The organism is Parashewanella hymeniacidonis, from assembly GCF_016900895.1.
Classification (GTDB): Bacteria; Pseudomonadota; Gammaproteobacteria; order Enterobacterales; family Shewanellaceae; genus Parashewanella; species Parashewanella hymeniacidonis.
Genome location: NZ_JAFEUN010000060.1, coordinates 1 through 19327, shown reverse-complemented (window position 1 = coordinate 19327; position 19327 = coordinate 1). Strand labels below are relative to the sequence as shown.

Sequence of the window (19327 nt, the reverse complement as noted above, 5' to 3'; positions counted from 1 at the left end):
GGGTTCAAATCCCCCCGCCTCCACCAAATAAAACAAGGGCTTAGCAGAAATGCTAAGCCCTTTTTCTTTGATTTGTCCACCAAGTGTCCACACAGCAAAAAGTTTTTGGAAAAAAGATCACGTAAGTGGATTTTTAGTAATTCAAAGTGTGGCACTCAAAGATTAATTTTTACTTTTTATCTTATGCTAAGAAATTCAGTGAGGCTCAGATGGGAATACGAGTACATCATTACCAAAAGCTTGTTAAAGAAAACCCTGATTATTACCCTAGCTTCTGTTATGAAGAAGATATATGGAGAGAAACTAGAGGATTTAAGATCCAGCAGGAATCACAAGTTAAATTAGAGAGTGATGATTCAAGCAGTCCGTATGAATTTAATATGGGAACAAGCTACCTTAATGGTTTAGCACACTCTATTCATTATAAAAGGCCGCACTCAGAAAGTCTTTGGTGGTTAAATCATTATTACCAAGGAATACTCACGCATTTTAAAGTGCATCTTCAACCAGATATCACACATCCATTTGAATTAGCTTTCGATGGTATAAAAATTAACAGGAATGGGAGACGTTTAAATTCTTACTTGCAGAATAGTGATTGGTTGAAAGCTATAACCATGGCACTTTTCTTTAATGATAAGCAAGGGCTGGAATTATTAAAGCAATTCTCTAAAGATGACATTGCCCTAGATGAAAATGCACAGTATATGTCGCCATTTAAGTATGCTGAGTTTGATTTAATGCAGGCATTATTAAGCTTTGACGGAGCACGAATTGAATATGCTTTGAGAGAGTATATGAGTATTGAACTTCCAACCAACCATCCGGGAGATTCGTTACCTCATATTGAAGCATTAGACATTCCAATAATGAATGTAATGATCGCCGTGTTCTGTCAACGAGGGCAAGAAAAGTACCAAGAAGCGATGGCTGATGCTATAAAACGTTTTACAGCTCACAGTAGAAAAGTCAATGACAGAAACTGGGATTTCCCATTAAATCTAATTGGATTAGCTCAATGTGCAAGACGAGAGCTTGACTACACTTTTCCTGACCATCCATATTTTCCTGAATGGTTTCAAACTGTTGATATAACAAATATCACTCAACCAAGAAAAGTCCATGAACAACCGGATGAATTTACTTGGAAAGCGCCGAGTTTAAGTTAGCGAACTAAAAAACAGCTGCTGTCATATCGTTGGCGGCTATATGTCGTCACCGACAACAGCCTATATAACGCAATAATTTCCTCAAATCGGAGGAGGAAACAAAATGATTGTTAAAAAATTAAGGGAAAATAAAAATTGGTCACAAGAGCAATTAGCCCAATTAGCAGGCCTTAGCTTAAGAACCATCCAACGTGTTGAAGCTGGTAACAGAGCTAGCCTAGAAACACTTAAGTCTCTCTCCTCCGTTTTTGAAGTCGATATTTCAAAACTCACGGAGGAAATTATTGTGTTAGATAAAAATAGTAGAGAATGGCAAGCAGAACCTTGGTATATTCGGGCTGCTTTACTCTGTATAAGAAAGCGTTCACATGCCATTGCATATGAATACATTCTTTTGGTTTTCGGCATCGGTTCTTGGCTAGGATTTCAGAACTTAGAGGTCACTACTCCGATAGCGTTTCTAGGAGCTTATTTGAACTTAAAGCTCACTGCTTATATTGACAATAAAGGGTATTGGTAGGCAAATTAGCACGTTAAGTTAATAAATATCATAGGCTGATATTTTTATATACATCAGCCTAATTCAATCACCGCAAGCATATCTTCGTTATCGTCATCCATTCCAATTTCATTGAAGCCAAAAGTAGAATAGAAGTTTTTAGCAACAGGGTTACTTGGGTTATAACAAATCTCAATCACTCTAATATTTGAATCCTGCTTTATTTCACACAAGGCAAGCTCAAGTGCTTTGCGCCCAATCCCCTTTGCTTGGTGGTTTTTGTCAATCATAAAGCGCCAGATAGAAACTTTGTGAGAAGGCTTTTTAACCCACATAAAGAAACCTACTGGCTCTGAATCGCTATATATCGCTCTTGTTTCGTAACCTTCGTTAAATTGAGACTCAACAATTGACCACATATTACAAGCAACATACTCTTCTTGCTCATCGGTCACGTCAAGTTCACATACAGCTTCGTAGTTTTGTTTAGTGATTGGTTGAAGTGAAGTTTTCAAAAATATCTGTCCCTGTATTCTTATTTTTACTACTAATTCGAATCAGCAAGAAACAACATTTCTACATTTTGGAAAAGAAGCGCATCCCCAAAACTCGTTGCCTGCATTCATACCTTTGTTCGCTTTGCGCCTTACCATTTCAGAACCGCATTTGGAGCATGTTTTCGTCGAAACTTTCTGCTTCATAATTTCTTTAACATGCTTTTTATGTTCTGAATTAGTTTTAAAACTTGGCTGTAAACGACCTGACTCTATTCGCTCAAGGCAAGATGAAATTTCACTTTCAGTAAGCAATTCGCTGGTTTTACTTTTGATGTACTCAATACCACCTCTGGCATATTGCACATTATCGGGCATCTCTGTTTTAAAGTGACTATCTCTAATAAAAATGATTACGGAGAAAACATTGTCGCCTACAATCCCTAAACAAGATTGGAGCGTTTTAACATGCTTATAATTTTGATGAAGTGGATTCTGAAATTTAGATGTGTGTTTAAAGATCTTTTGCGTCCAAACTTTCTGGCTAGCACTACCAAAAATCCAACCTTTCATGTTTTTGGTTTCAACTACAAAAATGCCGTATTTAGACACGATAATATGATCTATCTGAGTTGTGCCATCAGCCGTCGGTAAAGTCACATTTTTGATGAGGTGATAATCGGCTTTATTCAGGAACAGCTTGATCAGTAAATTAACTTGCCATTCACCGAATACACCTTTAAACCAAGCCGATTTGATAACGGTTATAACAATGAAGAACGGGATCAGATACCAAAGCGTACCGTAAACCATATCTAGGTAGACAGATAAATCCATTTAACTACAGCCCCAAAGCACTTTATTCTTTATCTTTTAGTTTCACAGCAGTGCCAAACACCATTATTTCAGCAGAACGTTCCATCACTGAACTTGTGGTGAATCGCATACCAACTACAGCATCAGCTCCTTTTTCTTGTGCTGCGGCAGTAATACGTTCAATAGCAATATTTCTAGACTCAGTAAGCATTTCCGTATAACCACGGATTTCACCACCAACAATGGTTTTCAATCCGGCCATGACATCACGACCAATATGCTTTGACTGAACAATATTACCAGTCACAACACCTAATACTTCTTCGACTTCTTTATTTGGGACAGTTTCTGTTGTTGTTATAATCATTTTTACTTCCTCATATTTCAAATCAGCGACTTATATATTCTTTGCAATCAATTCAGCTTTCAACAACCCACCTTTAGTGAATAATTTTCCTGAGAATTTAGGGTTACGTCTTGCTTTAAAAGCATCTAGGATCATCTTTAATCCATCTGCTTCAAGTAGTGAAATATTTACTTCAGTGTCCATTTCAGCAGATTCAACAAAGTCATCTGAAAAACTTGGCGCAACTATTAATACTTGCGCCACTCTCTTTCCAACATTTTCACATCGAGTTGCATAAGCCTTTACTTGTCTAGATGTTGTGGAATACTTGGCAAAATCACCGTTCTTACAAGTCTTTGCTTCACCAATAATTACGTCATCTTCAGTTAAAGAAACAATAATGTCAGCTTTATCTTTGGATGTGTTGATTGCCTTCCTTAAGTCTTCATCGATATCCAATCCTAATTGCTCAAAGATTGCTTTTGTTACTTCTTCGAACTTAATTCCTATATCAGCTTCGGATATTTCAACATTTTCACTTTTTAGTTGTGCTAAATCCCTTCGAGCGAGTGAACCATAATTTTCAATAAGTCTGTCGGTAGCATCAGCGAAGCAATTTAAAATATTTAATCGAGTATTACCTCTTTTGCTCAATTTCATACTTTCAATAACTGACTTTATTTCATCATTACTCAACATGAATAAAATATCATGAGGCGTTATGCTTAATGCTCTTAACTTTTCAACATCTATTTCTTCTTGCTCTTCAAGCTCAAACTCTGCCTTTAGTACTTTAGATAAAGATGAAAAATGATTTTGAAGTGTGGAAAACAGCTCTTTGAATCCGGTTGCACTTAGCATATTGAACTCTTCATCAGTACATGAGTTTAAAGAGTCAATGATTATTTGAGAGCGCTCATCAAGAGTTGTACCAAGTTTTCCTGCCCCTAAATCTAGATCTTGAATCAACTGTTTTAATCGGTCTTTTCGTTCATTTTGGTTTGCATTCTCACTGTATAAATCAGTTTTTATAATTTGTGACGCAGAAAGTCCCAACTTTAAGATATTTTCTATTTTTTCTTTCCTATCAACACCACGAATTTTTTTTCGGTGGTTCTTAAGGATATTGGAAAGCTCAGCATCACTAAATGTTCTCAGTACTCTCAGTAAGTGTTTGTCAGCAAGTTCCTTGTCTTGTATTCGGTTCAATAAAGAGACTATTTCATCAGCAACGTAAACGGTTTGCCTTTTTCTACTAACAAACAACAAGCCTATTTCTCTTAAAGCATTTAATGCATCCTGAACTCCTGACTTTGGAACCTCGTCAATCAAGTGTTCTATGGATGCTTGATCATCGGCAGTGATATCAAGCTTCTTGGCGAGAACATTTAAAATCCCTCTTTCATCATCAGTGATCTTTGCTTCTCTGTTAATACGGTGATCATTAATGTAAGCCTCACTCAAGCACGAATAATAGATACTTAACCGTTTCCCATCAGAAAACGAATCTTCATGTTCGCCAGCCTCCATTAATGGCTTGAGTTCTTTTGCTCTCTTATTAATAACACTCCATTCTTTTGCATACAGGTTTTCAATCCAGTTTGATCTGACTACACAATTCCCATCACGGCTCAAGATATTAGTTAGAAGTGTTGCCTGAGCTCCTAATAAGGCTAATTGCTCACGAACTGCTGTTTCGAAGTGAGGTAATACTAACTGAAATAGCTGAATAATATCGTTACTGGATGCATTCTTTATCTGACCATCAAGTTTATTGACTTGATTAGCCAACTTTTTATCGTGCTTAATCGCTTCATTACAAATTCGATCTATTGCATTAATAAACTTGGACTTTTCTACTTGATTAACCAGAGAGAGGATATTGGCAAGCTTCATTATTTTTCTTCCTTGTAAAACTTTTCCATTTGGCTAAAATGTATTTCAGCCATAAAATCAGCGCATTAACTATCCTATACCTTTATCACATTCCTTCACAATGATGTTTTTGTATTTAAATGATTTAAATCAGCTAAATCCTTAGAAGCACTTTACTCAGCTTCACCTTCTTGAATTGCTCTTAAAGTGCGCTGATAAGTATCATGAACATCTGAGATCCAAAAACTGATATCTTCATGAACCGTTGTTTGATTCGCAATATTTTTGATCAATGTGATTTCTTCTTTCATCTTTTCTAAATTACGCACTGACTCCCAAGACATTCCTTCATGAACATGAAACATCAAACGGTCAGAATCAGGGAAACCAAAATGTTCTAAAACTGTATCTCTTAGGTTCCCCCATGAACCTTGCAGTTCAGAAACAACTGTTTTGATATACCCTGTAGGCTCTTCTTTAAATCCCATCAGTACAATCTCATTGAAAACTATGGTTTAACATTCTACTCTACTGGCTGTTTTTTAACACACAGTTTGGATGTGTAGTAATGAAAATAAAAATTTCACACCTGTTTATATTGGTATTATCAGTGCTAACTTCAGCAGTCAGTGCCGCTGAAATTGGTCGCTGGAATCAGTTGCAATTTAACAGTAATCCCGCCGTTAACTTCCACCACTTTATATTTGAAATGGCTCGCACTGAGGAGGATATTAAAGCTCAAGGTTGGAAGCATGAATTAACAAAACAAGAGCAGAAAAATCTAACAACTCTCATCGCTTACTATAAAACTAATTTTGTGGGTAAAGGTCGCTCACCAATGCGAAAGTTACCTGCGCTAAAAGACGTATCTAAGTCCTTGACTAAATACAAACAAGGTAGCGCAATCACCCTTAGCAATAAACAACATTTAGCCCTATTCAATCAAGCATTCCCTATTTATAAAAGCAACTTGTGGAAGCAGCATGATAAATACAACAAAACATGGCTGAATGCATTAGTGCCTAAGTTGAACAAGTACGGCTCGAAAATCCAATCTCGCTTGGAAGACAAGTTTGAAATGCCGCTATTTTCAGTTAAACAGCACCCAGTGGATATAGTGTATCGACCGGGTCACAGAAATGGCGCTTTTACACATGAATGGCCTTACACTCTCATAAACAGCTATCGAGATGGTTATAAAGGAAACGCTAGTCTTGAGATGATTTTTCATGAAGTTGCTCACGCAAATGCAGAAAAGAAACTTCATCAATCTATTCGTACTCAATTCGATAAAATTGGGTTGAAGCGTGAACGGGATATCTGGCATCCGATTTTATTTTATATAGTAGGTAAAACTACCGAAGATGTATTAGCTGATTCGGGTATTGAATACTCTCAATACGCCAGCGACGGTATTTTTAATCGTGGCTATTTTAAAAAATTCACTCCTGATGTTATGACGTATTGGAAACCGTATTTAATCAAGAATGAGCGTTCTTTGAATGACACAGTTGTTGAAATGACTAACGGTATAGCTGCAAGGTCGAAAGCTAAAAAGCCTCTCTAATTTCTAATGCAGGATTCGCAAAAAGATGGCTTTTACTTGCAAATGTGCTGGCATTTGCAAGTAACGCTATTTCACAAGCAAAATCTCACTCAATTTGTATGAATTGAGTTTTATATACAAGGCTCAAAATTTCAATTTTCGGTATGCTTGTTCAGTTAAGAAAGGAGAACGAGTATGCCTAAAACTGAAGTCATACTTACCGAAGTTGAAAAGCAAAATTGGCGTGAGTATTGTTTGAATCAAGGTTCAAGTGAAGCCGATACCTTACGGATGCTGATTCATCAATTAGCGCCTGATGCTTCAAGCTTAGATGATTTTAAAGAAATAAAATCCAACAAAATCACCATTCGATTGTCGAATGAAAATCTGCAAAAGCTCAGTTATCGAGCTAAGACCGAAGGCTATACCAGCCAAACTCATTGGGTTACGGCTTCTGTATTATCGAACTTACATCGTGAACCAATTTTAACTACCGATGAAATGGCTTGTCTACGAAACTCAAACCGTCAACTTGCTGCTATGGGTCGCAATCTCAACCAAATTGCCAGAGTATTGAACATTGAGTTCAGAGAAAGCGATAAGATAACTAAATACATGATTGAAAATCTCAGTAAGCAAATTGATAAACACACTGAAAAAGTTTATCGACTACTTGATAAAAACCGTACCCGCTGGAATATTGCTAATGTCACGGCTTCTTAACGATCAAATTTCAGGATTACTTTCTGGTGATGTTAGAAACAAATCTAACCGCATAAAATCGCTTCGTTCATACCATAAAAAGCCACCTGAAGTGATGGTTAAAATCAGTGGTCATTGTAAAAACATGGCGCATATCCAAAGCCATTTTGAATACATCAGTCGCAACGGCCAGCTTGATGTCGAAGATGAACTTGGACAAGTCTATCAAGACACCGACGACTTACATCAAATGGCAAAACAATGGTGCAGCGATACTAGCTCAACCAAATCAAATACTCGCCATACCACCCACATTGTACTTTCCATGCCCAATGGCACTGAACCAAAATCGGTAAAGCAAGCCGCCAGAGCTTTCGCTAAAAACACCTTTGCCGACAATTACCAATATGTCTTTGCTCTGCATACCGATACCGACAGCCCACACGTTCACCTCACCATCAAAAACTTAGGCTTTGATGGCAAACGCTTGCACGTTAAAAAAGGATTGCCTCAAATCTGGCGAGAACATTTTGCTTGTGAACTGGAGAGGTTAGGCATAGCGGCTGAGGCTACGCCTAGTTTGAGAAAGTGGATCCAGATCCGAAATTACTTTTATCGCACTGAACAAGAAAGGTAACTAACTTGGCTAGGAGGTGTATATTCAAAAGTAAAATTGATTTTTTCCCACCCTAAGTAATTTATATCTTGTAGGCAAAACCAATCTTTTTAAGCCATTTTATTGATAGTGCTTTTTCGGGAATAGCCGTACCCAAAATAGTATTTAGTTATTACTTCACAACACAAAGAATAAAACATAAAATTAACAAAAAATTAAAACAAAAGTCACAAAAGGAAGTAATCATGAAAATAAATATTCTATTTGCAACAGTTTTTGCTTTTCTCTCGGTAGGTTGCGCTAGTGTCAAATATCAAAGTCCTCCTCCTCAATCAACAAACAAAGTACAGCATGAAATATATAAATCACCTTTACTAGCTGAAACAAGCCATGTTCTCAAGCATATAAATAGTGATGAAGATATCTTATATTATCAAACTTTTGGAGGCGGTGGTGTCGGGGTCGGTCTTCTTCTAGGGCCAATAGGCGTAGCCGCTAATATTGCTGCTATTAATTCAAATACAGAGGAAGATGTTAAGCTATTGAAAGGCAAAATTAACCTTAGCCCTGTAACTCTATTCAAAAAAGCTTCAGTTAAAAATGATTTTTCTCTATCTTCCAATGCTGTAGATTCCATAAAAGTAACCCCTTACTTATATGTAAGTAAGACAGACAGTGAACAGCTTTTATTTGCTTCAGCAATTCTTGTTGAAACATTACCCGGCAGCAAAAATAACTGGGTTGGGAAGTATATGTATCAAACTCAATTGAAAATACCTAAATCAGACATTGCTGATGGTATTAACGATGAAGAGTTAAAGATGCTGACTGATAACTTTGAACAAGGCATGCAAGAAGTCATCAAACTTTACTCGAGTGATAGAAGAGGCTTATTAAAAACTGAGCAACCAATTACTTTCATCAGTGACTTTGTTAGTCCAAGGTTTAAACTAGAACTTCTAGGGGAAAAAGCTCCTACGACTAATCAGCGTGAAGTAATTAGAACTGTAGGTGGTATATATTCATTGCCTACTGATTTAGTAGAAATAAAACTGAAAAAGTCAAAAAAATAAATTTTTATTAGAATCTGATTCACTGGTAGTACATACAATCTACATACTCACAAGTTGTACTGTACTACCTCTCCAACTCTTCCCCTAGCTCCCTAATCCTCAACCTTTCAGCCAACTCCCCCAAACTCTTAGGCTGGCTATCCCGTTTCAACTCAACAGCAACCACTTGGCTATTCTCTTTCTCAAACTCCAAGACATATTCGTGGATTTTGTCTGCATCCCTTGAAGCTCTTAAAATCTCTTTAGGATCGTCTTGCAGCACCTTAACCCAATGGTCGACGTAGGCGGCGTGTTAACCATAGTCGTGACCGATTTGTAATTCATCGCCTAGCATAAGTGAAGCGATCTCAGATCTAAGTTCTTCTTTTGCGTAGGACTCATCACCGAAGCGGCCAGTTAAGTCACGTTCTAAACGATTACTTGCGCCACTGGTGTGACCGAATTCAGGCAAAATAGTGGCCTAAAATTTGTCTGCGGTATCCAATCATTTAAATTTAGCAATTTTTCTAATTGTAATTGAATTAATAGACTATTGGCAGACAATAAAAACTCAATAACTTATACTCGTCCAGAAATAGTTTTGCTCAAGAAACAAATAAGGACATTATTTTGAAGAAGTTAATAATTCCACTGCTTGGTGTTAGTTTTTTATCTGCATGCGGTGGAAGCAGTAATGACTCAGCAACTCCCGCTAAGCCAACCCCAGAGACAAGCACAGATATATTAAACGACACAAAGTGGCAAGCATGCCTATCTATAGACAATGAGCCGGGGTTACTAGAAGTATTTGAATTTAAAGATGGTCGATATAAGATTTTTGCATACAGCTACGATGATCCAGATTGTAAGCAAATATCGGCAAATCAATTCGATGATCCTCTTGAGGGAGAAGGCGAGTATACACTAGGTGAAAGAGTTACTACTTCTGCAGGCATTGAAGCCTATAATTATCACAACGTCTCCGATTATGATAAACAGCAAGGTTCAAAAGGCTGCTTTGATATTGTAGAAGCTGTTCAAGGCACTCTGTATTGGGGAGATAAGTCTACAGGCGGTCGTGATGGTGATTGTGAAACTGAAGATATGCGTCCAGTGGAACTAGATTACACTACTCCTTACCATCAGGTTTACGATTAATTTCTTCTGTATTCCGTTTTGTTATGCCTAGGAGCTCTCTAGGCATTAACTATGACTAAACTAATATCATCTCTCCAACTCTTCCCCTAGCTCCCTAATCCTCAACCTTTCAGCCAATTCCCCCAAACTCTTAGGCTCACTCTCCCGATGCTGATTCTGCGAAACTACCTTAGAGTTCACATTCTCAAACTCCAAGACATAATCATGGATTTTCTCTGCATCCCTTGAAGCTCGTAAAATCTCTTTGGGATCATCTTGTAGCACTTTAACCCAATGGTCGACGTAAGCAGCATGTTGGCCGAAGTCATGACCTATTTGCAGTTCGTCACCTAACATCAGGGATGCGATTTCAGCTCTGAGTTCTTCTTTTGCGTAGGACTCATCACCGAAGCGGCCAGTTAAGTCACGGTCTAAACGATGACTTGAGCCGCTGGCGTGGCCGCATTCATGTAAAATAGTGGCGTAAAATTTGTCTGCGGTATCAAATTGCTCTCGTTTAGGAAGGTGAATGCTGTCGGTAGATGGGCAGTAATAGACGTTGTCGTACTGGTCGTGATGAACGGGAACGCCAAAGTTATTAATCAGCTTTTCAGCCCTTTGATGCCGTTGCCAATCAGGTTCGGCTTTGACTTCTTGTTCTAGTAGTCCGTCTATTTGCTCAGCGTTGAACACAATGGCGGAAAACACTTTAGGTTTATCCAGTTTTATGGTGACTTTAACTGGCTTACCTTCACTGTCTAAAATAGGCTTGTTGTTACTATCTTTCTTAATCACCTTATCGAACAACTTCCAGTATTGAACCAACGTGCCACGTTCGCCCTTTTTTACCTGAGCATCTAAACCTTGTGCTTGTTTGTAGGTCATCCAACGTGAATCACCTCGTCCCTGCATCGCAAGCCATAAAGCATTAGCTCCTTTATAGCGGGTGCCACTAATTGGATTATGCGGCATTCTTGGTATGCCAGGTTTCCAAGGAACCTGCCAAGGTGCAGCACCAACTTTGAGTTGCTCAATTAATTCATTGGCAATTCGCTGGTAATAAGGAAGCTTGTTATTTTCAGGCATAATTTAGCCCTCATCTGTTTGAGTTGACTCAATGGCTTCCTGCTCTGATATTGCTGTTTCTTCAAATGCGCCTAACTTATCAGCCTCTTCTGCGGTTACTTCTATGTATTCACCTGCGCTGTTAAGCTTTAGGATTTCGTCGTTAATCATGGTGGCTTCTCCTATTCGATATCTTGCTCTACAGATTGACTAAACTGCTCAACCAATGAATTTAATTGTGCTTTAGCTGGTTCAAATTCTTGCTTTTGGTTTTCAGCTTGTTCACCGCCGTCAGTTTTTGCTGAATGCTTAGTTTGAACAGCCGACAATAATTTAGGTTTCACTTGAGGAATGGTTGGCGGGTTAGAATAGTGGCCTCGACTTTGAAAGGCTTGATCCTGATACCAACGTATTTTACGGCACTTAACAGGCGGGCAATGCTCCAACAAAATAAGCGCATTATCGGCACCGAGTCGCATAACTTCTTGCGGTAACATTAATGGGCGATTGTGATCACTGACGTTTTCACTGCGACCACCTTTGCCGCTTAATTGTCGGCTGCGACTGCGTTGTTTGATGGTGTTATTACCAAGACACTCAGAAAGCTCTCTCGCTACCCGTGGATTCTTAGGCGCAAACACTATTTGCAGTGCATGGTTTTCAATTAAGGTTTCAGCTCCATCATGGCCATAAATCTCACGCAGTTGCGAAGGTGACTGAATAATCGTAAGCAAACGCAGCCCGTAACCTGCTACATAACTGATCCCTCGACTCAAAATATCAATCTTGCCGATTGCTGCAAATTCATCCATCAATAGCAATACTTGGTGCTTTAAGGCTGGGTTTTGCTCTGGCAGCTCACGAGTATTCAAATCAATCAGCTGCTGAAAAAACAAATTGATTAACGGCGCTAATCGTTGCAGGTCGTCAGGTGTTACACCAACATAAATTGAGGCTGGTCGTTGACGAAGTTCTCGCAAGTCGAAATCATTATCTGACGTTACCGCATCAATAACGGGGTTATAAAACAGTTCTAAGGCCGATGAAAAACTTTTACGAATCGAGCCACGGGTTCTGTCCGGCGTTTCTAAATATTCACTTAATGCTGAAACGCACTGGTTAGATAAAGGCTGACTTGAAGCAACTCGCAACCCAACTTGTTCAGCTAAATTGTCATCGCCTTTGGTCAGCAAACTTAGCACTTCGCCCATTGTCACAGGTAACGGTGGTGTTTCAATAAGGTACAGCACTAAACCTAACCATAAAGACCGTGAAGACGCTTGCCAAACGGGAGATTCACTGTCGATATTGGGGAATAACATCTGGCCGATTTTCTGAATATCGTTGATGCGAAAACTTGGATCAGATGAAATGTAATGCAGAGGATTCCAGCGGTGGCTTTTATAATCTCTAGGTGCAAGGTTAAGCAGAAAACATGGCTGACCGTGTGCTTGCCGAAAACCTGATGTTATCGCCCAGTTCTCTTGCTTTATGTCCAGCACCACAACTGAATCTTGCCAAGTCAGCAGATTGGGGATGACCACACCAACACCTTTGCCGCTGCGAGTCGGTGCCGACATCAAAACATGCTGTTGCCCTGCAAACTGTAAAAACTCTTTACGTCGATATTTACCAACCACAATGCCTATATTGGCCAGTAGTCCTGCTTGTTTTATATCACTACGATTAGCAAAACGAGCCTCGCCATAAAGTGGCTGTCGCTTAGGTTTAAACTTAACAATGACAGGAATCGCTATTGGTAAAAAGCCAACGATTACCGATAAGGCCAGCCAAAATTGAGTTTGCTTTCCATGCCCGTAAAAGTAAGCGTATCGAAAGACCGTAAATGGTGTTGCGTTATGAAAGTTCAAATGAGCGAAATACAAAAAAATGGCACCGCTGAGCCAAAGGCTAAGAAAAAAGGCAAAAGCAATTAATAGTAAATAGTGCCATTTGTTTAAATATGAACTCACCACAGTTAACCTCTACGTCCTTTTCTGTCATACCAGTGAAAGCTGGTATCCAGTGCCTTTAATACTTTTGTAAAGAAAAAGGCGCTAGACTCCTGCCTTCGCAGGAGTGACGAGCATCGGTCATTTTTCATAATAAACCTCACTGACAAACCGCCTTCCACCCACATTTTTGAGTTGCACGATAATATCTACGCACAAAACCAACAGTTGCTTAATGTCTTCTCTCGATAACGAACTCCCAGCCTGACTCTCTTTTAGCAACAACACCAACTGCTCAATCGCCAGTTGTGGGCTACCTGCGTGCATAGTGGTAATGCTACCGGGATGTCCTGAATTGATATTGCGTAGAAAGTAAAAAGCCTCGTCACCACGAATAAGCTCAGCTACGAACACTCGGTCAGGTTTCATGCGTAAACTTGATTCCAACAACTGTTGTTGATTAACGGGTGCTACGCCTTGATTACCAGCCGAGTAAAATAAGCTGACGCTATTAGGATGGGTTCGATACAGATGAAGTTCGTCGACATTCTCAATGCTGATCAAGCGTTCGCTTGTTGGCACCTGTTGAAGTAGAGAACGAAAGAATGTTGTTTTGCCTGAGCCTGTACTGCCAGAAACAATGATGTTCTTTCTCAGCTTAATCGCCAGAGACAATAAACCATGAATGTCACCTTTATGCTGCAATGCCAGTAGGCGTTCGTTGTCATTCGATTTTGCGCTTTCTGACGGCTGACAAGCAGAAAAATAGCCTTGGCGCTGATAGTCAGCCAACGAATAATTCACCTTGGAGGGTTTGCGAATAGTAAAGCTTACTCGACCTTTTAACGCAACGGGTGAAATGGCAATCTGCACTCGCTCACCTAACGGTAACGTTGCCGACAAAATCGGATGCGCTGCATCTAACTTTTGCCCTGAAAAAGTCGCAATTAATTTTGCTAACCGTTGGCAATAATCAAAATCGAGTGCAGGCAACTGATGATGCAACCAGCCTGAGTTAGATTCCGTAATTACTTCGCAAGGCTGATTGATCACAACTTCAGTGACATCATCCATATTTAAAAATGTCGACAGTAACTTTAAATGCTCATTGAGTGCGACCGCTTGCCCAGCCGCATTATCAATGGCTAAGCTGCAAGTCATAAACACTCCTGAAATCTAAATCACGGGCGACAAAGACATTAATGTGCTCACCTTGATTCTTGAGTAACGTAGGTTTGATCCGAATTGAATCTTGTAAGGCAATTGAGGCTAAATCTTTACTTGAGCCAATGGTGTCACCAAACTGAATTTGATTTTTATTGCCACTGTTGGCTTTACTTGCGGCGTACTGACCAACATCACCAATCATACTAAGCAAAATGGCGCTGCCAAATCGCTGTTTAAAATGACCATCGATATATCCACTATTACCACTGCGCCCCAAAGTATCTGTTCCCGGCGAATCTAAATCGATAATCACGCCATTGGGTGTTTCTATACGGTTCCATAATACAAAGATTCGAGCCACACCTTGCTGTAAGCCACTTTGATATTGGCCGACAATGTGACTGCCCTTTTCAAGTAATAGCACTTTACCGTTTGTGGAATAAATATCTCTGCTCAGCTGGCAACGGGTCATACCGGCAACATCGGAGCTGATGGCCGTTTCTAAAATGCAGTCAAGAAAAGCACCTTTAGTGATGAACAAATTCGGATCAATAATACGACTGGCAACACTTCCTGTAAGTTTTGTTGCTTGTAATTGTTGCTGAAATTTATCGGTTCCTTCACTGGCGGTTGGTGTTGCTAGTGTGGCGTTTTTAGGTAATTGCGAATTACGATTAATGATGAGTATTTTATCTAATTGCTTACGCTGCTCTGGCGTCCAAGTTTGCGGTTGATTGCCTACTTTACTGATAACCGAAAAATGCGGCGAACTTGGTGGCTCGGTTATTTGTCCGGTGTGAATTAAGCTACTTTGTGTTTTATCATCTTCTTCTGCCGTTGATGGAGCACGTTTAGGCAGTTCTGGAGGCGCACCTAAATGGTCGGCAATGGTGTAATGATGTTTCACTTTATTGTCGTTATTATTCGCCGAACTAAAGCCGCCATTAATAGCAATCAATAACACCACGACGACTAACACGATTACGCCAATAACACCTTTTGAAACCTGACGATTTCGGTTAAATGACGAACTTAATTCAGGTACCGCTTCCGTTGCCACCTGTTCAGCTTCGCTATTGGGAGTTGAACCGCCGTCCATTATTTGCCTCCTTTTGGTTTTAACTGACGAGAGTGACATTAGGCATTGTGGTTGTAGCGTATGGCGCAGCGGCTTCTGCCCTAAAAGACTGGTTAAACAAGCACAGCACTTGCTGACCTTGCCGTAACACTAACTGCTTAACTACTCGTCTTATGACTATGGTGTCTGGTTGCTTTGGGTTAATATTGGCATTCACCAAGCTTTCGCTGTCATCACTGTTAACGATATAAACCGCTGGCAGATCTTGCTTACGATTGAATTTGAGATAAGTGAATAGACCGTCATCAAACGCTGCTATCGGCAATAATGATTCATTACCCTTGTACCAATAATTTTGATTGCTTATTTTTGGTTTGGAGCTGACCTTCATTGCCTTTTCTAAAGCTTGATGACTCTGTAACTGCTGCGTTTGATGCGGATAAATAAACTGAATTTGAAACATCATATCATTGGGGTTCGGATGCGCCCCGTTGCGTGACCAATGAGCGTTCAGCTCAAAATTGTAAACATGACTGCCTGTATTTGAGCCAGTCAACACCGTCATATTGGTTACCGCTTTTTGTGCTTTAGGTTTGATGAAAATATGGTTAGCAACAGGCGTTACCGTCCAAGCCTCACTGTCGCCCATCGCAACTTGAGTTATCGCCTCGTTTTTGCCAAATTCGATATCAGTAGAAAAACCATAATGCCCCACCAATTTCACCACCTGCTGCGGGTTGTAATTGATGTGTTTTACCCGACTGTCAAGATGACCGCTATGAGGTGTTTCAAGGGCATATGCATTAAAACAACAAAGCATTACCGTCATACCCATGAAAATGGGTATCCAGTGACTTATCTTTTTGATCTCTCCCAAAGGCACTGGGCACCCGTTTTCACGAGTGCGACGAGATATAGAGCAAGAAAAACACTGCATCTAATCCCCTCCTGTTGCTTGGTCATTTCGATAACTCACAACTTGAAATCCAAGTGGATTAAGCCTTCTATTTTCTAATGACATTGGCGCATTACGATAAACGAAAGTGATAGTGGCAACCCAATGAGTTAGAGGATGAACTTCCCCTATTCGTTTAATTTGTTTGCTGTATCGAACAAGTGCCGTGGTTTGCTGCTCTCCTGCAACCTTATCTTTTGAAATAAAGCTGATGGCATAAATGTGAGTAAGCACTTGAGCCGATTGGCCATAAAGATTCAGCGGTGCCTGAGGGTAAGATTTAGGATCAGTTTCTGCACCATAATCTTGCTGCACGTTATCTGCTGACAATAACGCAACCAGCTTACGGTCGTAACTTCGTGTTTGCCATTGGAATGCTTCTCGATGCTGTACATACTGCCCAAGCCAGTATTTATCCAATGCTTCTTGCGCTTTAACCTTTACTTGGCCTTGACTGGCGAGTGTTGATACCACATCAACTAAACCAGTGTTGTTATCAACTCGAATGACAAACGGCTCAATAGTTTTTAATGGCAACAAGCAAAGTAAGCCAACACCTTGCAGCACCGCTATCAAGGTCAACAAAATACAACAACGCCAAGCACGCTTTTCTGAGCGTTTGATTTGCATGCTGATGTCCGCATCCCATTCTCTCGATTCAGCGAGATATTGGTTAATCAATTGCTTGTCAGACAGCGCCTTATTCATGCTTTGCATCCTTGTTTAAAGGAGCATGATTTACAGGTTTTAAACCTTTGCCATTATCGTGACAATGCGGTGGTTTCGGCACACTACTGCAATGGCTGAGCAGCAATACCAAACAGACTGCGGATAACCATTTCATGATCTTCCCCTCCCAGAATTATTGTTACTACCAAAGCGTTTTTGATACGCCTGATAACTCAACCCCAATGGCTTCAGCGGTGTTTTTAATGCTTGCCCCGTGTAGTTCACATCTCTTCGTAACATACGGTATTGATGGCGTAAACTGGTTGGGCGCAGTGCATGAATACTGCTAGCAATTGCGCCGTTAGCAGCAATGGCAACACCACCACCTAAAGCCGATGCCATAGCAGGAATTTGTTTCATCACTAAAATGCACAAGCCAAGTACGATGCATAACATCGAGCTATCACTTAAGGTCGTCATGGTGTTTGAGTTATGGCTGATGTGGGTTAAGTAATTTGAGGCTACGGTAGTCATCAACTGCCCAGACGCCACGCCCAGAAGTAAAATGAAACCAAAGTTGATGACCATGCCAAGCCAGCTTTCAAAAAATCGTTGTGTGGCTTGAAACAAAAGCAGCACAAAAAAGGCCGGGCCGATTGCCAAAAGCACACTGACCATCACTTTGCTGAGCAAGATAAAAAACGCCACGATTAAAGTCAGGCAACTGCCAACCAACAAAACAGCAACAGCTAAAAAGTACATGCCGAAATTGCCATTCATGACTCCACCTTGTCGCCACGCATTATCAGCCAAAGCAAAAATCTGGCTAAAGAGTTTGTCCAGCAAACTTGCGGCATTCATAGCATGGTCGCCAGAAAGAATTGACGCTAACGTTTGTGGTGTTTCACCAAGAAAGCTAACGACAGTTTGGTTGTAGCGACCAACGGTTAATCCCAACGTGAGAATAAATCCGACTCGTAATATTCTAAAAAAGCCTTCTTGCAAAGGTTGTTCGCTGCGCCCTGTCATCATGGCGTAGCCCCAAATTGCCAGCCAGATGATCATCAAGCTGGTAAAGATAGGAACCAAAAAGTCAATCAACCGAGCAGAGCCTTGCTGAACATAATTGCTTAACGCCTGATCAACCAAATGAAAGATCCCTTGGTAGAGATTACTTTTGGCGGCCATACTTAATCCCCGTACTCGGTGATAGTTCAAGTTTCAGGATGTTTCAGCGCTTGATTTTTCAAGGCGTTAAAGTGAAGAACTAGTGGGCTAATTCAAGCTTTTACAACACAGAAAAATCAGTGCTGAAGCATCCACGAAGTGCGAGTTTAATTGTCATTCATCCAGCGTTGCTTCCTCTTGAAATAGATATTTATTACTGCGAAAAAGCGCCTTGCCTTAAAGACAATTAATTATTGCTGAAATATTGAACTATCACTGAGCACGGGGATTCTCCTCTTTATTCCAATCAATAGGATGCAGCTCGCCAGCAGAACGCTGATTCGCCGCATGCAGTGCATTGATACAATCAGGTTCTTGGTTGTATTTAGCGGGATCATCACTACAGAGCTTTAAAGTCTGATCCAATATTTCATTGTGTTTGAGAAACCAAGACACCGTATGTCCTTGGTCTACTTTCTGCTCAGGTTTTGAGCAAGCCGTCATCACTAAAGCAGCAATTGAAACTAAAACAATACTTGATACTTTCATGCAGATACCTCTATTTATCGTAACTACTCAATAAGTTGTGGTGAGTCACCAAACTGTAAGATTTTGTAACGATCTTGCGATCAATTTGACTGCTTATTCTAAAGCTTCATACTTTCACCAAATTTAATCATTCCACTTGGTTTTGAAGCTAAAGATTCCTGATTTATCTGATTCAGTTTGTCCTGAATGTCGTCCTGTTGTCGAAGCTCTACAGCAAATTATTGTAGAGCTTTCTGAGCGTGTTCAAATTCTAGAGGATGAAATCAAAGAGCTTAAAAATCAGAAAAAGAAACCCAAGTTCAAACCCAGTGGTATGGACGATAATACAGACCCTGACAACGATGGAAACGGCTCTAACAAAGGCAAGTCTGGCAAACGAAAAGGAAAGCGCAGTAAAACCTCTAATCTGCAAATTCATAATGAAAAAGTCATAGAGCCAGAAGGTCGTATTCCATCAAACGCTCAATTCATTG

25 protein-coding genes are annotated in these 19327 nt (G+C 40.0%); 8 read left to right on the top strand and 17 right to left on the bottom strand.

Annotation, left to right across the window (positions count from 1 at the left end):
- Nucleotides 1-209 precede the first annotated feature (209 nt).
- Nucleotides 210-1169, top strand: coding sequence for a hypothetical protein (locus tag JQC92_RS12865; RefSeq protein ID WP_205000038.1), 960 nt, complete (start codon nt 210-212; stop codon nt 1167-1169).
- A 103-nt stretch (nt 1170-1272) separates the two neighbouring features.
- The gene (locus JQC92_RS12860; RefSeq protein WP_239480551.1) at nt 1273-1689 is read left to right on the top strand and encodes a helix-turn-helix domain-containing protein; all 417 of its coding nucleotides are present in this window, start codon (nt 1273-1275) and stop codon (nt 1687-1689) included.
- Between the two features lie 53 nt (nt 1690-1742).
- Here JQC92_RS12860 and JQC92_RS12855 read toward each other — a convergent pair whose 3' ends face one another.
- The 5 genes from JQC92_RS12855 to JQC92_RS12835 all read right to left on the bottom strand — a co-directional run bounded on the left by JQC92_RS12855 (nt 1743) and on the right by JQC92_RS12835 (nt 5687).
- Nucleotides 1743-2183, bottom strand: coding sequence for a GNAT family N-acetyltransferase (locus JQC92_RS12855; protein ID WP_205000037.1), 441 nt, complete (start codon nt 2181-2183; stop codon nt 1743-1745).
- Nucleotides 2184-2225: 42 nt separating this feature from the next.
- A complete protein-coding gene (locus tag JQC92_RS12850; RefSeq protein ID WP_205000036.1) occupies nt 2226-2999 on the bottom strand; it encodes a nuclease-related domain-containing protein in 774 nt (257 codons plus the stop codon).
- Nucleotides 3000-3021: 22 nt separating this feature from the next.
- On the bottom strand, nt 3022-3345 hold the full coding sequence (locus JQC92_RS12845) for a heavy metal-binding domain-containing protein (protein ID WP_205000035.1): 324 nt from the start codon (nt 3343-3345) through the stop codon (nt 3022-3024).
- 30 nt (nt 3346-3375) lie between these two features.
- Complete coding sequence (locus tag JQC92_RS12840; protein WP_205000034.1) at nt 3376-5220, bottom strand: hypothetical protein; 1845 nt, start codon at nt 5218-5220, stop codon at nt 3376-3378.
- Nucleotides 5221-5372: 152 nt separating this feature from the next.
- Nucleotides 5373-5687 (bottom strand): hypothetical protein, encoded by a 315-nt coding sequence (locus tag JQC92_RS12835; RefSeq protein WP_205000033.1) that lies wholly within the window; start codon nt 5685-5687, stop codon nt 5373-5375.
- An 80-nt stretch (nt 5688-5767) separates the two neighbouring features.
- On the opposite strand from JQC92_RS12835, the gene JQC92_RS12830 reads away from it, so the two are divergent.
- The 4 genes from JQC92_RS12830 (at nt 5768) to JQC92_RS12815 (ending at nt 9136) form a co-directional block, all read left to right on the top strand.
- Nucleotides 5768-6766: a hypothetical protein gene (locus JQC92_RS12830; RefSeq protein WP_205000032.1), complete on the top strand. Its 999-nt coding sequence runs from the start codon at nt 5768-5770 to the stop codon at nt 6764-6766.
- A gap of 174 nt (nt 6767-6940) precedes the next feature.
- Complete coding sequence (gene mobC / locus JQC92_RS12825) at nt 6941-7468, top strand: plasmid mobilization relaxosome protein MobC (RefSeq protein ID WP_205000031.1); 528 nt, start codon at nt 6941-6943, stop codon at nt 7466-7468.
- Nucleotides 7452-8084: a relaxase/mobilization nuclease domain-containing protein gene (locus JQC92_RS12820; protein WP_205000030.1), complete on the top strand. Its 633-nt coding sequence runs from the start codon at nt 7452-7454 to the stop codon at nt 8082-8084. Before mobC ends, JQC92_RS12820 begins: the two co-directional genes overlap by 17 nt.
- A gap of 224 nt (nt 8085-8308) precedes the next feature.
- Nucleotides 8309-9136: a hypothetical protein gene (locus JQC92_RS12815; protein WP_205000029.1), complete on the top strand. Its 828-nt coding sequence runs from the start codon at nt 8309-8311 to the stop codon at nt 9134-9136.
- A gap of 64 nt (nt 9137-9200) precedes the next feature.
- On the opposite strand, the gene JQC92_RS22630 is transcribed toward JQC92_RS12815, so the two are convergent.
- Together JQC92_RS22630 and JQC92_RS22625 are read right to left on the bottom strand one after the other, a co-directional pair.
- Nucleotides 9201-9398 (bottom strand): hypothetical protein, encoded by a 198-nt coding sequence (locus JQC92_RS22630; RefSeq protein WP_239480550.1) that lies wholly within the window; start codon nt 9396-9398, stop codon nt 9201-9203.
- 30 nt (nt 9399-9428) lie between these two features.
- Nucleotides 9429-9587: a zincin-like metallopeptidase domain-containing protein gene (locus JQC92_RS22625; protein ID WP_239480549.1), complete on the bottom strand. Its 159-nt coding sequence runs from the start codon at nt 9585-9587 to the stop codon at nt 9429-9431.
- A gap of 158 nt (nt 9588-9745) precedes the next feature.
- Between JQC92_RS22625 and JQC92_RS12805 the strand changes: the two genes are divergently transcribed.
- Nucleotides 9746-10273: a hypothetical protein gene (locus JQC92_RS12805; RefSeq protein WP_205000028.1), complete on the top strand. Its 528-nt coding sequence runs from the start codon at nt 9746-9748 to the stop codon at nt 10271-10273.
- Between the two features lie 66 nt (nt 10274-10339).
- Here JQC92_RS12805 and JQC92_RS12800 read toward each other — a convergent pair whose 3' ends face one another.
- The 10 genes from JQC92_RS12800 to JQC92_RS12755 form a co-directional block, all read right to left on the bottom strand.
- A complete protein-coding gene (locus tag JQC92_RS12800) occupies nt 10340-11338 on the bottom strand; it encodes an ArdC family protein (RefSeq protein ID WP_205000027.1) in 999 nt (332 codons plus the stop codon).
- 3 nt (nt 11339-11341) lie between these two features.
- Nucleotides 11342-11488 carry a hypothetical protein gene (locus JQC92_RS12795; protein WP_205000026.1) on the bottom strand — a complete coding sequence of 49 codons (147 nt, stop codon included), beginning with the start codon at nt 11486-11488 and terminating at the stop codon, nt 11342-11344.
- A gap of 11 nt (nt 11489-11499) precedes the next feature.
- A complete protein-coding gene (locus JQC92_RS12790) occupies nt 11500-13290 on the bottom strand; it encodes a type IV secretory system conjugative DNA transfer family protein (protein ID WP_338049513.1) in 1791 nt (596 codons plus the stop codon).
- Nucleotides 13291-13410: 120 nt separating this feature from the next.
- Nucleotides 13411-14430, bottom strand: coding sequence for a P-type DNA transfer ATPase VirB11 (virB11, locus tag JQC92_RS12785; RefSeq protein ID WP_205000024.1), 1020 nt, complete (start codon nt 14428-14430; stop codon nt 13411-13413).
- Nucleotides 14408-15535 carry a type IV secretion system protein VirB10 gene (virB10, locus tag JQC92_RS12780; protein WP_205000023.1) on the bottom strand — a complete coding sequence of 376 codons (1128 nt, stop codon included), beginning with the start codon at nt 15533-15535 and terminating at the stop codon, nt 14408-14410. Before virB10 ends, virB11 begins: the two co-directional genes overlap by 23 nt.
- 19 nt (nt 15536-15554) lie before the next feature.
- Nucleotides 15555-16451, bottom strand: a complete 897-nt coding sequence (virB9, locus tag JQC92_RS12775) for a P-type conjugative transfer protein VirB9 (protein ID WP_205000022.1) — start codon at nt 16449-16451, stop codon at nt 15555-15557.
- A complete protein-coding gene (locus tag JQC92_RS12770) occupies nt 16452-17177 on the bottom strand; it encodes a VirB8 family type IV secretion system protein (RefSeq protein ID WP_239480548.1) in 726 nt (241 codons plus the stop codon).
- Nucleotides 17170-17313, bottom strand: a complete 144-nt coding sequence (locus tag JQC92_RS12765; protein ID WP_205000020.1) for a hypothetical protein — start codon at nt 17311-17313, stop codon at nt 17170-17172. The genes JQC92_RS12770 and JQC92_RS12765 overlap by 8 nt, the downstream gene beginning before the upstream one ends.
- On the bottom strand, nt 17310-18326 hold the full coding sequence (locus tag JQC92_RS12760) for a TrbL/VirB6 family protein (RefSeq protein ID WP_205000019.1): 1017 nt from the start codon (nt 18324-18326) through the stop codon (nt 17310-17312). The genes JQC92_RS12765 and JQC92_RS12760 overlap by 4 nt, the downstream gene beginning before the upstream one ends.
- A gap of 252 nt (nt 18327-18578) precedes the next feature.
- Nucleotides 18579-18854 carry an EexN family lipoprotein gene (locus JQC92_RS12755; RefSeq protein WP_205000018.1) on the bottom strand — a complete coding sequence of 92 codons (276 nt, stop codon included), beginning with the start codon at nt 18852-18854 and terminating at the stop codon, nt 18579-18581.
- A 142-nt stretch (nt 18855-18996) separates the two neighbouring features.
- Between JQC92_RS12755 and JQC92_RS12750 the strand changes: the two genes are divergently transcribed.
- A partial coding sequence (locus JQC92_RS12750; RefSeq protein WP_205000017.1) for a hypothetical protein occupies nt 18997-19327 on the top strand: 331 nt, incomplete at its 3' end.

Bases quoted from the DNA above. Each gene is read 5' to 3' on its own strand.
- JQC92_RS12865 (WP_205000038.1), top strand. From the start codon at position 210: ATGGGAATACGAGTACATCATTACCAAAAGCTTGTTAAAGAAAACCCT.
- JQC92_RS12860 (WP_239480551.1), top strand. From the start codon at position 1,273: ATGATTGTTAAAAAATTAAGGGAAAATAAAAATTGGTCACAAGAGCAA.
- JQC92_RS12850 (WP_205000036.1), bottom strand. From the start codon at position 2,999: ATGGATTTATCTGTCTACCTAGATATGGTTTACGGTACGCTTTGGTAT.
- JQC92_RS12845 (WP_205000035.1), bottom strand. From the start codon at position 3,345: ATGATTATAACAACAACAGAAACTGTCCCAAATAAAGAAGTCGAAGAA.
- JQC92_RS12840 (WP_205000034.1), bottom strand. From the start codon at position 5,220: ATGAAGCTTGCCAATATCCTCTCTCTGGTTAATCAAGTAGAAAAGTCC.
- JQC92_RS12835 (WP_205000033.1), bottom strand. From the start codon at position 5,687: ATGGGATTTAAAGAAGAGCCTACAGGGTATATCAAAACAGTTGTTTCT.
- JQC92_RS12830 (WP_205000032.1), top strand. From the start codon at position 5,768: ATGAAAATAAAAATTTCACACCTGTTTATATTGGTATTATCAGTGCTA.
- mobC (WP_205000031.1), top strand. From the start codon at position 6,941: ATGCCTAAAACTGAAGTCATACTTACCGAAGTTGAAAAGCAAAATTGG.
- JQC92_RS12820 (WP_205000030.1), top strand. From the start codon at position 7,452: ATGTCACGGCTTCTTAACGATCAAATTTCAGGATTACTTTCTGGTGAT.
- JQC92_RS12815 (WP_205000029.1), top strand. From the start codon at position 8,309: ATGAAAATAAATATTCTATTTGCAACAGTTTTTGCTTTTCTCTCGGTA.
- JQC92_RS12800 (WP_205000027.1), bottom strand. From the start codon at position 11,338: ATGCCTGAAAATAACAAGCTTCCTTATTACCAGCGAATTGCCAATGAA.
- JQC92_RS12795 (WP_205000026.1), bottom strand. From the start codon at position 11,488: ATGATTAACGACGAAATCCTAAAGCTTAACAGCGCAGGTGAATACATA.
- virB11 (WP_205000024.1), bottom strand. From the start codon at position 14,430: ATGACTTGCAGCTTAGCCATTGATAATGCGGCTGGGCAAGCGGTCGCA.
- virB10 (WP_205000023.1), bottom strand. From the start codon at position 15,535: ATGGACGGCGGTTCAACTCCCAATAGCGAAGCTGAACAGGTGGCAACG.
- virB9 (WP_205000022.1), bottom strand. From the start codon at position 16,451: ATGCAGTGTTTTTCTTGCTCTATATCTCGTCGCACTCGTGAAAACGGG.
- JQC92_RS12770 (WP_239480548.1), bottom strand. From the start codon at position 17,177: ATGAATAAGGCGCTGTCTGACAAGCAATTGATTAACCAATATCTCGCT.
- JQC92_RS12765 (WP_205000020.1), bottom strand. From the start codon at position 17,313: ATGAAATGGTTATCCGCAGTCTGTTTGGTATTGCTGCTCAGCCATTGC.
- JQC92_RS12760 (WP_205000019.1), bottom strand. From the start codon at position 18,326: ATGGCCGCCAAAAGTAATCTCTACCAAGGGATCTTTCATTTGGTTGAT.
- JQC92_RS12755 (WP_205000018.1), bottom strand. From the start codon at position 18,854: ATGAAAGTATCAAGTATTGTTTTAGTTTCAATTGCTGCTTTAGTGATG.